General features: G+C 65.4%; 11 protein-coding genes. 1 reads left to right on the top strand and 10 read right to left on the bottom strand.

Translation table 11 applies throughout. The annotated features are described in order from the left end of the window. The first annotated feature begins 25 nt into the window (after nt 1-25). Nucleotides 26-529: a hypothetical protein gene (locus LB552_RS07700; RefSeq protein ID WP_181164935.1), complete on the top strand. Its 504-nt coding sequence runs from the start codon at nt 26-28 to the stop codon at nt 527-529. A gap of 89 nt (nt 530-618) precedes the next feature. Here the strand turns inward: LB552_RS07700 and LB552_RS07695 are convergent, their stop codons facing one another. The 10 genes from LB552_RS07695 to LB552_RS07650 all read right to left on the bottom strand — a co-directional run. Continuing rightward, complete coding sequence (locus LB552_RS07695; RefSeq protein WP_224603444.1) at nt 619-3,288, bottom strand: nitrate reductase; 2,670 nt, start codon at nt 3,286-3,288, stop codon at nt 619-621. 3 nt (nt 3,289-3,291) lie between these two features. Further along, complete coding sequence (gene nirD, locus LB552_RS07690; protein WP_140846331.1) at nt 3,292-3,621, bottom strand: nitrite reductase small subunit NirD; 330 nt, start codon at nt 3,619-3,621, stop codon at nt 3,292-3,294. Nucleotides 3,622-3,626: 5 nt separating this feature from the next. Beyond that, nucleotides 3,627-6,077, bottom strand: coding sequence for a nitrite reductase large subunit NirB (nirB, locus tag LB552_RS07685; protein WP_224603443.1), 2,451 nt, complete (start codon nt 6,075-6,077; stop codon nt 3,627-3,629). A gap of 16 nt (nt 6,078-6,093) precedes the next feature. Next, nucleotides 6,094-7,392, bottom strand: a complete 1,299-nt coding sequence (locus tag LB552_RS07680) for an MFS transporter (RefSeq protein ID WP_224603442.1) — start codon at nt 7,390-7,392, stop codon at nt 6,094-6,096. A gap of 64 nt (nt 7,393-7,456) precedes the next feature. After that, a complete protein-coding gene (locus LB552_RS07675; RefSeq protein ID WP_224603434.1) occupies nt 7,457-7,633 on the bottom strand; it encodes a twin-arginine translocation signal domain-containing protein in 177 nt (58 codons plus the stop codon). A 363-nt stretch (nt 7,634-7,996) separates the two neighbouring features. After that, nucleotides 7,997-9,223, bottom strand: coding sequence for a CmpA/NrtA family ABC transporter substrate-binding protein (locus LB552_RS07670; protein WP_224604689.1), 1,227 nt, complete (start codon nt 9,221-9,223; stop codon nt 7,997-7,999). 2 nt (nt 9,224-9,225) lie between these two features. Then, entirely contained in the window at nt 9,226-9,828 is a 603-nt protein-coding gene (locus LB552_RS07665; protein ID WP_140727844.1) for an ANTAR domain-containing response regulator, read from the bottom strand. A 137-nt stretch (nt 9,829-9,965) separates the two neighbouring features. Further along, nucleotides 9,966-11,297: an HlyD family type I secretion periplasmic adaptor subunit gene (locus LB552_RS07660; RefSeq protein ID WP_224603223.1), complete on the bottom strand. Its 1,332-nt coding sequence runs from the start codon at nt 11,295-11,297 to the stop codon at nt 9,966-9,968. Then, nucleotides 11,294-13,021, bottom strand: coding sequence for a type I secretion system permease/ATPase (locus tag LB552_RS07655; RefSeq protein ID WP_224603432.1), 1,728 nt, complete (start codon nt 13,019-13,021; stop codon nt 11,294-11,296). Before LB552_RS07655 ends, LB552_RS07660 begins: the two co-directional genes overlap by 4 nt. 34 nt (nt 13,022-13,055) lie before the next feature. After that, a partial coding sequence (locus LB552_RS07650) for a VCBS domain-containing protein (RefSeq protein WP_224603430.1) occupies nt 13,056-14,366 on the bottom strand: 1,311 nt, incomplete at its 5' end.

Raw genomic sequence — 14,366 nt, 5'->3', positions numbered from 1 at the left:
CCTGTCGCATCGGAGAGGCACCCTTATGGCCGAGCGTTCGCGTGCTGCTGCAAACAGTCCCGCCGACGATGACCCTCGTCTTGCGTTCATCTATCAGGAGGCGGTGAGAGGTCTCACCCATCAGCAGACCGTGGTGGAGAACATGAGCACCCGCGCCGGCAGCCTGATCTTCGCCACAGCATTCGCGAACTCGCTGCTCGGCGGCGCGGCCCTTTCCGACGGGCTCGGGCTTTGGGAATGGATTGCGGTGTCGCTGCTGTTCAGCATCGGCGGGCTCATCGTCTTCATGCTTTGGCCTTACCACCAATACTCATTCCGCTTCGATCCGGAAGAACTGCTGCATCAATATGTCGATGGCGACGGGCCGGCATCGATGTCGGCGATGCACCGCGCCCTTGCTCTTCGCATCAAGGCGGACATGGCCGCCAACTGGCGAATCATCCAGCGCCTGCGGGTGGCTCTGCAGATCGCGCTGCTCTTTCTGTTGCTCGACATTCTGGCATGGCTCTTGGCGATCGCGGGCGTCTGAGCCAAAACCGCGCTGTAGCCTTATGCGGGACCAGTGCAGAAAGACCCGGAGTAGAACGTTTCGATGCCGGCGACGGCGACACGCATGGTTTACTCGGCAGCCTGCACACGGCGGGCGTCGATGATCGCCCTGATCTCCGAGCGGCATGAGCCGCAATTGGTGCCCGCGCGCAGTGTCGAGCCGATCGCTTCGAGGCTGTCGCATCCCGCGGCGACCGCCGAAGCGAGCTGGTTGGCGCCGACATGGAAGCAGGCGCACACGACGCGCCCGATCGCAGGCATGGGCACTGGCGAGCGACCGGACAGAAGCGCGTGCCGGTCTGTAGCCGAGAGCGGCTGGCGCGTGGCGAGCAGCGACACCAGCCAGTCCCGCATGGGCAACTGGTCCGGAGCGGCGACCAGCAGGGCTTCGGCCATGGCGCCGCCTTCGTCGATGGCGGCTGCGCGATAGGCGAGCCCGCGACGGTCGGTGTATTCCAGGAGCTGATCCCGTCGCTGCGCGCCGAGCAGCTTGCGCGCCAGGAGAATGCCCTGGTCCGGCGGCTCGGTTCCGGTGAGCTCGTAAATCCATCCGCCCTCGACAGCATGCCGGCTCCAGTGAACGAAACCGGTCGGCCTGAGATCGCGCCGCGTGATGAGCACACCCGCCCAGCCAGCCTCTTCCCGCGCGATCCTGGCGGGGACATGCTTGAGCTCCGGCTGGCCGGAATGCGGATCGGTGACCGGCGAGGACAAGAGGCCGGCTGCTGCCCTGGCCGCGAACTGGCCGCTCCAATGCATGGGCATGAAGGCTTGGCCGCGCCGCTGTGCGTCGGCCACGCGCACCCTGGCGCGGACGAAGCCGAAGCGGGTTGAAAGATGAGCGAGGTCGCCATCCTTGAGCTGATGCGCCGCCGCGTCCGCCGGATGGAGGTCGACTGCGGGCTCCGGCGCGTTCGCCATCAAACGCGGCACGTTTCCGGTGCGCGTCATAGTGTGCCACTGGTCGCGCAGCCGGCCGGTGTTCAAGGCAAGCGGATAGTCCGCGTCGACCGTGAAGGCCGTCGCCTCCTGCCGCACCGGCACGAAACGCGCGCGGCCGTCTTGTGTCGGGAAACGGCCATCGGAGAAAAGTCTCGTCTGGTGGCCGCCTCGCTCCGACGCGGGCCAATGGCGCGGCACGAAGGCGGAATAATCTTCATCGCTGAGATCAGCCACACCGCCAAGGTCGAACAGACGCTTGCCGTCGTTCTCAAAGGCGGAGAGTGCTGCATGCTCGCGGAAGATCGCGGCCGGCGTCCGGTAGGCGAAGGCCTCGCCAAAGCCCATGCGCGCGGCGACCTCGCAGATGATACGCCAGTCGGCTTTCGCCTCGCCGGGCGGCGGCAGGAACGGCCGCTGGCGCGAGAGGCGCCGTTCCGAATTGGTGACCGTACCGTCCTTCTCACCCCAGGCGGCGGCCGGCAGCAGCACGTCGGCATAGCGCGTGGTGTCGGTGCGGGTCACATCCGAGACGGCGACGAAATCGCATTTGGACAACGCAGCGCGCACACGCGAAGCGTCGGGCATCGAGACTGCGGGATTGGTGCCCATGACCCACAAGGCCTTGACGCGGCCGTCCGCGACCGCCTGGAACATGTCCACGGCTTTCAAGCCGCCGCGCCGCGCGACGTTCGGCGCATTCCAGAAGCGGGAAACCCGGTCGATATTGGCCTCGTCTCCGAAATCCATGTGCGCGGCGAGCTGGTTGGCAAGCCCTCCGACCTCGCGCCCGCCCATGGCGTTCGGCTGCCCGGTGACCGAGAACGGCCCCATGCCGGGCCTGCCGATGCGGCCGGTGGCGAGATGGCAGTTGACGATGGCGTTGACCTTGTCGGTCCCATGCGCCGACTGGTTGACACCCTGGCTGTAGACGGTGACCGTCCGCTCGGTCTCGGCGAAGAGATCGTAAAAGGCGTGGACGTCGGCTGCCGCCAGTCCGCACCCTTTCGCGACGCGCGCGACCGACGGCGCATCGGCGGCGGCGAGCGAGGCTGCCGCATCGAAGCCCGCTGTATGGTCGCGGATGAAACCGGCATCGGTCTTTCCGGTATGCGCGAGATGCGCGAGCAGCCCGTTGAACAACAGCACGTCCGTGCCCGGATCGAGCGCCAGATGCAGGTCGCACTCGTCCGCCGTGGCGGTGCGGCGCGGGTCGATGACGACGATCCTGGTTCCGCGTTCCTTTCGCGCCGCGAGCATGCGCTGGTAGAGCACCGGATGGCACCATGCGGTGTTGGAGCCGGTGAGCACGATGAGATCGGTGCGCTCGAAATCCTCATAGACACCGGGAACGAGGTCCTCGCCGAAAGCGCGGCGGTGGCCGGCGACGGACGAGGCCATGCAGAGCCGCGAATTCGTGTCGATATTCCCCGAGCCGATGAAGCCCTTCATCAGCTTGTTGGCGACGTAATAGTCCTCGGTGAGCAACTGGCCCGAGACGTAGAAGGCGACAGAGTCCGGGCCGTGCTCGGCTACCGCCTGCGAGAATTTTTCGGCCACGAGGTCGAGCGCTTCGTCCCAGCTCGCCTGCCTGCCGCCGATTTCCGGCCGCAGCAAGCGGCCTTCGAGGCCGAGCGTCTCGCCGAGAGCCGAACCCTTCGAGCAGAGCTTGCCGAAATTGGCGGGATGATCGGGGTCGCCGCGAACGGTCGTCGTGCCGTCAGCGGCGACCTCGGCGAGCACGCCGCAGCCCACTCCGCAATAGGGGCAGGTGGTCCTCACCTCGCGTGCTTCTTGCATGCCTCAGGCCGCTTTCGAGGCCAGCGCTTCGAGCGCGATGAACAACCGTTCGCCCTCGACCTTGACCGGTATAGTCCGGACCGAGCCTTCGTCGGCGCCAAGCGCCTTGCCTGTCTCCAGCGAGATCACCCAATTGTGCAGCGGGCAAGTCACGGCAGCGCCATGGACGATGCCCTGGCTGAGCGGCCCGCCCTTGTGCGGGCAGTGGTCGTCGATGGCAAAAACCTTGTCGTCTGCCGTGCGAAAGACGGCGACCTTGCCTTGCGGTGTCGCAACGCAACGCGCACCGCGCGGCGGAATATCGGTGATGGAGCCGATGGCGATCCAGTTCATATTGGTCACTCCGCCGCCTCCGCGAACCCGACCGACGCCATCGGCCTGAACTCATGCTTGTCCTTGCCGGAGACGCGCTCCGACCACGGATCGACCTGCGCGAATTTTTGGCTGAAGACGAAGCGGTCGAAGAGCGTCCTGCGGCGCTCGGCATCGTCCAGGATCTGCTTCTTGATCTCGGCGGTGCCGATCCGCTTGGCCCATTTGTAGATGCGCTCCAGATAGCGGGCCTGCTCGCGATACATCTGGACGAGCGCCACGATCGCCTCCAGCGCCTCGTCCTCGGTCTTCACCAGCCCCAGCACTTCCGTGCCCTTGATGTCGAGGCCGGCGGCGCCCGCGAAGTGGATCTCGTAGCCAGAGTCGACGCACACCACGCCGACATCCTTGCAGGTCGCTTCCGCGCAGTTGCGCGGGCATCCCGACACCGCCATCTTCACCTTGGCCGGCGTCCAGGAACCCCACATGAACTTCTCGATACGGATGCCGAGCCCGGTCGAATCCTGCGTGCCGAAGCGGCACCAGTCCGAGCCGACGCAGGTCTTCACCGTGCGCAGGCCCTTGGCATAAGCATGTCCGGAGACGAAGCCCGCCTTGCCGAGATCGGCCCATACCGCCGGCAGGTCTTCCTTGCGGATGCCAAGCATGTCGATGCGCTGGCCGCCCGTCACCTTGACCATCGGGATATCGAACTTGTCGACCACGTCGGCGATGGCGCGCAATTCGCCGGCGCTGGTGACCCCGCCCCACATGCGCGGCACCACTGAATAGGTGCCGTCCTTCTGGATGTTGGCGTGCACGCGCTCGTTGATGAAGCGCGACTGGTAGTCGTCGGCATATTGGTCCGGCCAGTCGCAGACGAGATAGTAGTTGAGCGCCGGCCGGCACTTGGCGCAGCCGCAGGAGGTCTTCCACTCCAGCTCCTGCATGACAGCGGGGATCGTCTTCAGGCCCTTTGCCTTGATCAGGCGCCGCACGTCGTCATGGCCAAGGCTCGTGCAGCCGCACATGGGCTGCACCGCTGCCGGATTGTAGGCCTCGCCCAGCGTGAGCTTCAGCAGCTGCTCGACGAGACCCGTGCACGAGCCGCACGAGGCCGAGGCCTTGGTGTGGGCGCGCACGTCGTCGAGGCCGGTCAGCCCCTTGGCCGTGATCGCGCCGGTGATCTTGCCCTTGCAGACGCCGTTGCAGCCGCAGATTTCCGCATCATCCGCCAGTGCCGCAACGGCCGCCAAAGGGTCCGAGGAAACGCCTCCCTGGAACGCCTGGCCGAAGATCAGCGTGTCGCGCATCTCCGATATGTCGGTCGCCTTCTTCTTGAGGTCGTTGAACCAGGCGCCGTCGGCCGTCTCGCCGAACAAGACGGTGCCGATGATGCGGTTGTCCTGCAGCACGACGCGCTTGTAGATGCCGGCCGACGCGTCGCGCAGGATGATCTCCTCGCGGTCGTCGCCGTCGGCGAAGTCGCCCAGCGAATAAAGGTCGATGCCGGTGACCTTGAGCTTGGTCGGCGTGTCGGAGTGGACGAAGCGCCTGTCCTCACTGTCCGTCAGTTTGGCTGCCGCCACCCGTGCCATCTCGTAGAGAGGCGCGACCAGCCCGTAGACATGGCCGCCGACCTCGGCGCATTCGCCGAGCGCCATGATGGCGGGGTCGGAAGTCCGCATGCGGTCGTCGACGACGATGCCGCGATTGACCTCGAGCCCAGCCTCCTTGGCTAAAGCGGTGCTCGGCCGGATGCCGACCGCCATCACCACCAGCGTCGCCGGAATGATCGTGCCGTCCATAAGCTCGACACCCTCGACCTTGCCGTTGCCGACAATGGCCTTGGTGTTGGCCTTGGTCACGACCTTGATGCCGCGCGCCTCGACGGCTTTCTGCAAAAGGTAGCCGGCGGCGGGATCGAGCTGGCGTTCCATCAGCGTCGGCATGACGTGCAGCACGGTGACGTCCATGCCGCGCTCCTTCAGGCCGGCCGCGGCTTCGAGGCCGAGCAGGCCGCCGCCGATGACGACCGCTTTGGCGCGCGACTGCGCGGCAAGCAGCATGGCGTTGACATCGTCGAGATCGCGGTAGCTGAGCACGCCGGGCAAGTCCTTGCCCGGAACCGGAATGATGAAGGGAACCGAGCCGGTGGCGATGACCAGCCTGTCGTAGCTCTCCGTCACGCCGTGGTCCGAGGTGACGGTCTTTGCCTCCCTGTCGATGGCGACGATCCGGTGGCCCTTGTAGAGGGTGATGCCATGCTTGATGTACCAGCCATCGCCATGGATGACGATCTCCTCGAACGCCTTCTCACCCGAAAGCACCGGCGACAGCATGATGCGGTCATAGTTCACGCGCGGCTCGGCGTTGAAGATGGTGACGGCGTAGCGGTCGGGCGCGGCCTCCAGCAGGTGCTCGAGCATCCTGCCCGGCGCCATGCCGTTGCCGATGATGACGAGTTTCTTGGTCATGTCGCTCTGCTCCGATCTATTCGGCGGCGTAAGAAAGGGATGCGTTGTTGACGGCGGCGCGCTCCATCCGGCGGATGGTGACGTGCATCCAGACCAAGCAGGAGACGACGATGAGGAAGAGCAGCATGAAGCAGCTCGACCAGACGCCGGTGAGATCGTTCAGCGCGCCGAAGGCGATCGGCAGGATGAAGCCGCCGAGCCCGCCGATCATGCCGACGACGCCGCCGACCGCGCCTACGCTCTGCGGATAATAGGCGGGGATGTGCTTGTAGACAGCCGCCTTGCCGAGGCTCATGAAGAAGCCGAGCACGCAGGCGACGCCGATGAAGGCGAGCGGGCCGATCTCGAAATGGAAGGGGATCGGCCCGCTGATGCCGCGCACGACATAGTCTGCCGAGGGGAGAGACAGAACGAGTGTCGCGACGGCACAGACGCTGAAGGTCCAGTAGAGCACGGTGCGGGCGCCGATGCGGTCGGAAAGCACGCCGCCATAGGCGCGGAAGATGCTGGCGGGGATCGAATAGGCGGCGCCGATCATCCCGGCGGTGGCGATGCCGAAACCGTAGACGCCGATCAGGTAGCGCGGCAGCCAGAGCGACAGCGCCACGAACGCGCCGAAGGAGAAGAAATAATAGAACGCGAAGCGCCAGACCCGCAGGTTCTTCAGCGGCGCGAATTCCTGCCAGAAGCTTCTTGCCGGCGCCGCCTTGCCGGCGCGGCGCTCGCGGATGACCGGATCGTCGCCGGTGGTGAACCAGAAGATGGCGGCCATGACGACCAGCGCCGCGGCCCAGATCAACGCCACCGACTGCCAGCCCCAGGCGAGCAGCACGAAGGGCGCCAGGAACTTGGTGACAGCGGCGCCGACATTGCCGACGCCGAAAATGCCGAGCGCGGTGCCTTGTTTTCCGGCCGGGAAGAAGCGCGAGACATAGGCGACGCCGACGGCAAAGGAGCCGCCGGCAAGGCCGACGCCGAGAGCGGCAAGCAGCGTCTGACCGTAGGTGTGGGCGAAAGCAAGCAGGAAGGTCGCGATCGCCGCGGCGAGCATGGTCGCTGTGTAGACCACGCGTCCGCCATAGCGGTCGGTCCAGACGCCGAGCACCATGCGCACGAGCGAGCCCGTCAGGATCGGCGTGCCGACGAGCAGGCCGAACTCGGTCTCGTTCAGGCCGAGTTCCTGTTTGATGCGCACGCCGATGATGGAAAAGATCGTCCACACCGCAAAGCACACGGTGAAGGCGATGGTGGACATCACGAGCGCCTGCCTGGGAGCATTATCCTGGCTGGGCGAGGCTGGGAGGTTTGCAGTCATGGTCGGCTCCGGTTTGCGGCGTGGGAGGCACCGCGCGTTGTGTTGATCAGAGGCGTGACATCGGTCAGTGCGGCGAGACCGGGACTTGCGCGGTCACTTGTGGCCCCTTGGCCTCGCTTTCGTGATTGGCTGGAAACAGCAGGAGCGCCGCGATGAACAGCGCCGCCGTCAGCGCGCTGCTCACCAGGAAATCACGGCGGGTGAAATCCTTGAGCAATGTTGTTGCGATCCGTTTGGTCATCGTCGTCTCCGCTCGGCGCCGGCTGGATCGGCGCCATCGATTTGCGTGGTCGGGTCCAAAAACGAAAAAAGCCGCCGTCCAGGCCTCGCGCGTCCGTACATCCGGGATCGCGCATTGACCTGAGCGGCAGCTTTGCCTGTGGCGCCCGCCATTGGACGCCTGTTCCATTGCCCGCGAACGGGCTCGATCACTTCAAAGCACGAAGCGTGCCAGTTTCGTTCGGAAGCGGAATTTCAAGGAAAATCAATGATGTGGGAGCTTTGCCCTTCGACCGGGCCGAGCGGCGGCGCGATCAAACATTGATCAATGGCACAGGCATTGCGCATAAATTTTATGCAATGCACAAGAATGGCGCGCAAATGATCAGGCGCGCCGCTGGCCGGCAATATAGGCGTCTATCCGGTCCGGATCGAAGATCTGGCCGTCGAAAAATCCGTCGGGGCCAAGGACCAGGCTTGCGCCCGCGGAGCCGACCGGCGTTGCCATCCTCAGCGCGCCCTCCACCTTGGCATTGGCACCGGGCAAGGCGACGCCAAGCGGCCTCAACGCCGCGCGGTAGAGATCGGGCCGATAGCAGTCGCGGGCGATGGCGAGGTTTTGCGGCGTATGCGGCAACTGCCCCCAACGCACCATCTGCGTGTAGAACCAGAGCGCATGGCTCTTCCAGGGAAAGTTGGCCGCCTTGTCGAAGGGCAGGAAGAAATCCTCGACGCGCCGTGCCGCGCCCCCGCCAAGTTGAAGCTGCCCGGTCAGGGCCGGCATCTGGATCGCCTCCGGCTGGCCGAGGAAGTCGGGTCTCGCCATCAGCGCCGCCAGCTCACCGCGGTGTGCCGGGTCCTGACACCAGCGGGCGGAATGATGCAGCGCCCTCAGCAGCGCCGCCAGCGCGTCCGGGTTCTCTTCGGCCCACATCTTGCGCACCCCGATCACCTTTTCCGGGCTGTTGCGCCACAGCAGCGCCTTCACGGTGACGATGTGGCCGGTGCCTGCCGCGACGGCGGCGCTGTTCCAGGGCTCGCCGACGCAATAGCCGTCGATGCGGCCGGCGGCCAATGCATCGGCCATGAAGGGCGGCGGCACGATGACAATCTCGATGTCGCGGTCGGGATCGACGCCGCAGGCGGCGAGCCAGTAGCGCAGCTCATAATTGTGCCCGGAATGCGGATGCACGACGGCGAAACGCAGCGGTTCGCGGCCGGCGGCCGCCCGCTCGCGGATCAGTGCGCCGAGCGCTGCTCCGGCGCGCGCCGGATCGAGGTCAGGTGCTGCGCCATGCGCCGCCATGCCTTGCCACACCGCATTGGAAACAGTGACGCAGTTGCCGCCGAGCCCGAGCGAGAACGGCACGATGGTCTCGGAAGCAAGCGGCGTGAGGCCGAGGCTGCAGGCGAGCGGCATCGGCCCGAGCATATGGGCGACATCGAAGTGGCCGATGGCGATGCGGTCGCGGATATTGGCCCAGGAGGTCTCGCGATGCAGCTTGAGCTCGATGCCCTCGCGCGCGGCAAAGCCCATCTCGCCGGCTGCGACCAGGACGGCGCTGTCGAAGAGCGGCATGAAGCCGGCGGTGATCTGATGCGCTGCCGACATGCTCATTCGCCCTCCAGCGGTCCCAGCAATCCCGCCGCCGTCACCAGGCTCTGGGCGATGTCGGCGATCTTGCGGTTCTGGTTCATGGCGGTCTTGCGCAGCAGCGCATAGGCCGCCTCCTCGCTTAAGCCCCGCGACTTCATCAATATGCCCTTGGCCCGGTCGATGACCTTGCGGTTCTCGAGCTCGCTGCGCGCCTCCTCCAGTTCGCGCGCCATACGCGAGAAAGCATTGAACCGGCTGATCGCCATGTCGAGGATCGGCTTGATGCGTTCCTTCTTCAGCCCGTCGACCACATAGGCGGATACACCGGCATCGACGGCTGCTTCGATCGAGGCCTGGTCGGAGCGGTCGACGAACATCGCGATCGGCCGCTTCACCACGCGCGACAGCTGGAACATGTTCTCCAGCATGTCGCGGTTGGGATTTTCGAGATCGATGACGATGACGTCCGGCTCGATCTCGGCGATGCGCCGGGCGATGCCGGCGACGTCATGGACGACCGTGACATGGCGATGGCCGGCGTCCCGCAATCCGGCCTCGATGATCGAGGCACGGATGCGGTTCTCGTCGATAACAAGGATGGTCAACGAACCGGCGGACATGCGCCTATTGTGCAGGCCGGGCGGAATTGTGCAATGCGGCAATCGACTGGGGTGGATCGCAACCGCCCCCAATGAATGAACTGCTGCGCTATCGCGCCCAACCCTGTGTTGCGGCCAAGGGAGGTTGGCCGCCTTTCTCACTCCTCTCTGAAGGCGTGAGCAAAACTGTCGGCGACCGGCTGGAAGAGATACTCGAGCATGGTTCGCTTGCCTGTAACAACGGAGACCTCCACCGGCATTCCCGGATATAGCTTCACTTGCGGAAGCTTCTTAAGCTCATCGGCGCCCACCTCGACGGTCCCCCGGAAAAAAGTCGCGCCGCTGCGCTCGTCGATCTCTGCGTCGGCCGAAACACGGGTAAGGGCGCCCTTCACCGTGGGCGTGGTTCTCTGCTTATAGGCGACCAGCCGCACCGTCGCCGGCAGACCGGGGCGAACGACATCGATATCCAGGGGCTGAAGCTTGACGTCCAGCACCATCTTGTCCTGATCGGGAACGAGATCGAGAATAATCCCGCCGGGAGGTACAACTCCGCCCGGCGTGAAATATCGAAGGTTCATCACCGCCCCATCTTCCGGCGCAACGACATCGCGGCGCGCCGCGCGCGCGTCGGTCTTCTGAAGCGCCTTTTCGAGCTCGGAGCGTTTGGTCTGGATGTCACGAAGGTCCTCAGCCGCCTTCTTGATGTACGAAAGCCGGCCATTGTCGATCTGCGCATTGGCCTCGGCGATCTGCTGCCGCAGGCTTTCTATGTTCCCACGGTTCGACTCAGCCTCGCCTTGTGCTGCGATGATCTGCCGTTCGAGCTGGAGCACGCGGGACTTCACCCCATAGCCTTTCTTGAGAAGCGTGCGGGCGTCGGCCAACTCTTCCCGCAGAGACGGCAACTGGATCTCGAAGGCCGCAACTCTCGCAGCGAGGGCCGACATCTGGGCATGGTACTGGGCGATCCGCTGCTGCCAGACCTCGACCTCCGAGGCCTGAACCTTGGCCTGGTCGCGGAAAATGCGCTCCTGACCGGCAAGGGCCTCGGCGACGGTCGGTTCGCTTCGCCGGGCCGACAGGTCTGCCGGGAATGGAATCGTGCTCAGGCCGTCGCGCTGCGCGATCAGGCGGGCTTCGCCGGCGAGCGCCGCATCGAGTTCACCGCGCACGGCATCGCGGTCGGATTCCGCGTCGAGCCCGTCGAGGCGGACCAGTATCTGGCCCTGCCTGACCTGGTCTCCTTCCCGGACCAGGATTTCCCGGATGATGCCGCCTTCCAGGTGCTGTACGGTCTTGCGGTTGCTGTCGACCTTCACCACCCCGGGCGCGACCGCCGCGCTCGTCAGCGGCGCGGTGGCTGCCCAGAGGCCGAAGCCGCCGAACAGCAGGCCGATGACGGTCAGGCCGCCGAAGACATGGGCGCTCACCGCCGGCCAGGCGGTCGGTGGCGGCGGCATTTCCAACGACAAGGTGGCTTCCGTCACGATCCGGTCCTTTCGGAGCTCACGACCCGAACCTGCGGCGAGGCGGACTGCTGCTCGGGACGGCGCAGTTGCGCAAGCACGCCGTCGCGCGGGCCGAACATCTGCGACTGGCCTTCGTTTAGCACCAGGACGCAGTCGACGTTCACCATCAGCGACGGGCGATGGGCGACGATCACCACGGTCGAACCTGCCTCCTTCATCGCGGCAATCGCCTGGTTCAGGGCTTCCTCGCCGACGGCATCGAGATTGGAGTTCGGCTCGTCCAGCACCAGCAGCGCCGGACGGCGATAGAGCGCCCTGGCAAGCCCTATGCGCTGGCGCTGCCCCCCGGAGAGCACCGAACCCTGTTCGCCTATCTCGGTATCGTAGCCATTTGGGAGCCTGAGGATCATCTCGTGCACGCCCGCCATGCGGGCGGCGGCCACGATCTCGGCCGGATCGCCTTGCTCCATGCGGGCGATGTTCTCGCGGACGGTTCCGGGAAAGAGTTCGACGTCCTGGGGGAGATAGCCCACATAGGAGCCGAAATCGGCGCGGTTCCAGGCAAACACGTCGACACTGTCGAGCCGAACCCGCCCCTGCTGTGGCGAAAGCATGCCGACGATCAGGCGGGCAAGCGTCGACTTGCCGGCGGCCGACGGTCCGATCACCGCAAGCACCTGGCCCGGCGGCACGGCGAAGGAGAGGTTCCTGAGCACGGGCTCCTTTGCGCCGGCCGGCATATATGTGACGGCGTCGACCGAGAGCTGTCCCTGGGGACGCGGCAATTCCATCCCCGGCGGGCGCAGCGACGGAGTCTCGAACAGCCGGTCCAGCCGGCGCCAGGCCTCGCGCGCGGCGGTGGTCTGCTTCCAGGTGGCGATAGCCTGCTCGACCGGCGCGAGCGCGCGCGACATAATGATCGACGCCGCGATCATGGCGCCGGGCGAGACTTCGTGGCGCAGCGACAGCCAGGCGCCGAGCCCCAGCACCGCGACCTGCAGGAACATCCGGAACGGCTTGGTGAATGCATTGATCAGGCCGGCCCAGTCGCTGGCGGTTGTCTGCAGCGCGAGCACGGACGCATTGGCCGCGTCCCAACGCCGGGCGAGCACCCCGCCCATGCCCATCCCGTCGATGACTTCGGCATTGCGGAAACCGGCATCCGCCGCTTGGTAGGCGCGCGCGGAAGCGGCGTTGGCCTGCTTGAGCGTGTTGGCCGTCAGCGCGTTGTTGGCAAGGGCGAGGCCGAACAAGATGATCGCACCGCCCAGCGCCAGAAGTCCGAGCAGGGGATGCAGCAGGAAGACGAAGCCGAGATAGAGCGGCATCCATGGCGCGTCGAACAGTGCCATGATGCCGCCGCCGCCAAGATAGCCGCGCAACGTGGCGAGGTCGCGCAGCGCCTCGGTGCGGTAGGAGGAGCCGCGCAACGCGTTCTCAAGCCCGCGGCCCAGCACCTGCGGCGACAGCACGCGGTCGATCCAGGTGCCGAGCTGCACCAGCAACCGGGAGCGGAAGAATTCGAGCGCGCCCATTGCAGCCAGCGCCGCCGTCGTAATCAGCGTCAGATAGACGAGCGTTTCCACGCTGCGTCCCGTCAGCACGCGATCATAGACCTGCAGCATGTAGATCGAGGTCGAGAGCACGAGCAGGTTGATGACGAAGCTGAACCCCGCCACCGCGGCGAAACCGCCGCGGCAGCGGGAGAGAGCAAGCTTTAGGGGAGAGAGGCCTTGCATCATCTTATCTGCCGCCCTCTGTCACTTTTCATGGTTGTCAGGCGCTCAGGTTGAAGTCGTTGGCAGTGAGCGTGGATACCCCCATCAGATGGATTTCAATGATGTGGGCTCCGCCCGCCACACTCTCGGCCGAGGTTCCGGTATTGGCATAGACGATCGTGTTGCCACTCCCGTCGCTCTGCCAGGCAACGGTATGAGCAGCCAGATTTCCACCCGAGACCGTGCCGGTTGCCGTTAGGCCAAGGGCGCTCGCAAAGTCGATGAAGTCGTGACCCGTTGCCGCCGTCCCGTGCTGGAAATCGAGAATGGTGTCGAAGGCCGCATGGGTTGACTCGCTCACCGCCTCGAACCGGAAATGATCGTCCCCGGCTCCGCCGCTCAACCAGTCGGCGCCGCCAAGGCCCTTGATCGTATCGTTGCCGCTTCCGCCGAAGATGTAGTCGACGCCGCTGGAGCCTGTCAGCCCGTCGGCGCCGGCACGACCGTCCGCGATGTTGGGGTTCGTGCTGCTGAGAACGATTCCGTCATCCCCGCTTCCGCCGCTGCTGCCGTTGCCGATCCAGACATTGAAAGTTAGCGGCGATGAGGAAGCGGCATGGTTGTCGGTCGCGGTAACTGTGAGCGTCCCGTTCAGTGTCTGCCCCGTAGGCACGTTGACAATCAGCGAGCCGTTGCTGGCAACGGAGACCGAGCCATTGCTGTTGAGGCCGGGCGTGAAAGTGCTCGTGAATGTGACGGTGTCCTGAGCATCGGGATCGGTCGAAACAAACGAGCCTAGGCTCGGAGCCTGTCCATCCGCCGATGGCGCCGAGCTTGGGACGAAAACCGGGGCGCTCGGCGCATGGTTGGTCACAGGCTCGTCGGCACCATTCACCGTGATGTCGATGACGTGGTCCGTGCCATCTACCGACGTTACATGAATCTGATCATGCGGATGGTCCGCGGAGGTCAGCGCCTGAACGTTGGCGGCCCCATTGTTGAGCGTATAGACCCAGTTGCCGGTGGCATCGATGGTCAATGACCCGTATGTGCCCGCGATCGGATTGCTGCCGTTGTGCACCTGGAACGAACTCTGGCCTGCGTCAGGGTCGTTGACGGTCAGAGCACCGTTTACGGTCAGCACGGCGTCCTCGGTCACCGAACCGCTGCTGGTGCCGGTGATCACCGCCGCGTCGTTGGTGCCGTGGATGGTGACGGTGAGCACCTTGCTGGTGCCGTCCGCGGTGGCCACCGTGATGCTGTCGGTATAGTCCTGGCCGCCCACGAACTCGTTGTGGGCGTTGTTCATGACGTAGGTCCAGGTGCCGTCGGCGGCGATCGAGAACTTGCCGTAGCCGTTGCTGCCGTC

The sequence above is a fragment of the Mesorhizobium sp. CA7 genome (assembly GCF_020165015.1).
Lineage (GTDB): Bacteria > Pseudomonadota > Alphaproteobacteria > Rhizobiales > Rhizobiaceae > Mesorhizobium.
The sequence above is the reverse complement of the archived record's forward strand: the minus strand, read 5'-3'. Positions and strand labels throughout refer to the sequence as shown.

What these genes read in the sequence shown, in the direction of transcription:
- LB552_RS07700 (WP_181164935.1), top strand. Translation starts at nt 26, where the DNA reads ATGGCCGAGCGTTCGCGTGCTGCTGCAAACAGTCCCGCCGACGATGAC.
- LB552_RS07695 (WP_224603444.1), bottom strand. Translation starts at nt 3,288, where the DNA reads ATGCAAGAAGCACGCGAGGTGAGGACCACCTGCCCCTATTGCGGAGTG.
- nirD (WP_140846331.1), bottom strand. Translation starts at nt 3,621, where the DNA reads ATGAACTGGATCGCCATCGGCTCCATCACCGATATTCCGCCGCGCGGT.
- nirB (WP_224603443.1), bottom strand. Translation starts at nt 6,077, where the DNA reads ATGACCAAGAAACTCGTCATCATCGGCAACGGCATGGCGCCGGGCAGG.
- LB552_RS07680 (WP_224603442.1), bottom strand. Translation starts at nt 7,392, where the DNA reads ATGACTGCAAACCTCCCAGCCTCGCCCAGCCAGGATAATGCTCCCAGG.
- LB552_RS07675 (WP_224603434.1), bottom strand. Translation starts at nt 7,633, where the DNA reads ATGACCAAACGGATCGCAACAACATTGCTCAAGGATTTCACCCGCCGT.
- LB552_RS07670 (WP_224604689.1), bottom strand. Translation starts at nt 9,223, where the DNA reads ATGTCGGCAGCGCATCAGATCACCGCCGGCTTCATGCCGCTCTTCGAC.
- LB552_RS07665 (WP_140727844.1), bottom strand. Translation starts at nt 9,828, where the DNA reads ATGTCCGCCGGTTCGTTGACCATCCTTGTTATCGACGAGAACCGCATC.
- LB552_RS07655 (WP_224603432.1), bottom strand. Translation starts at nt 13,021, where the DNA reads ATGATGCAAGGCCTCTCTCCCCTAAAGCTTGCTCTCTCCCGCTGCCGC.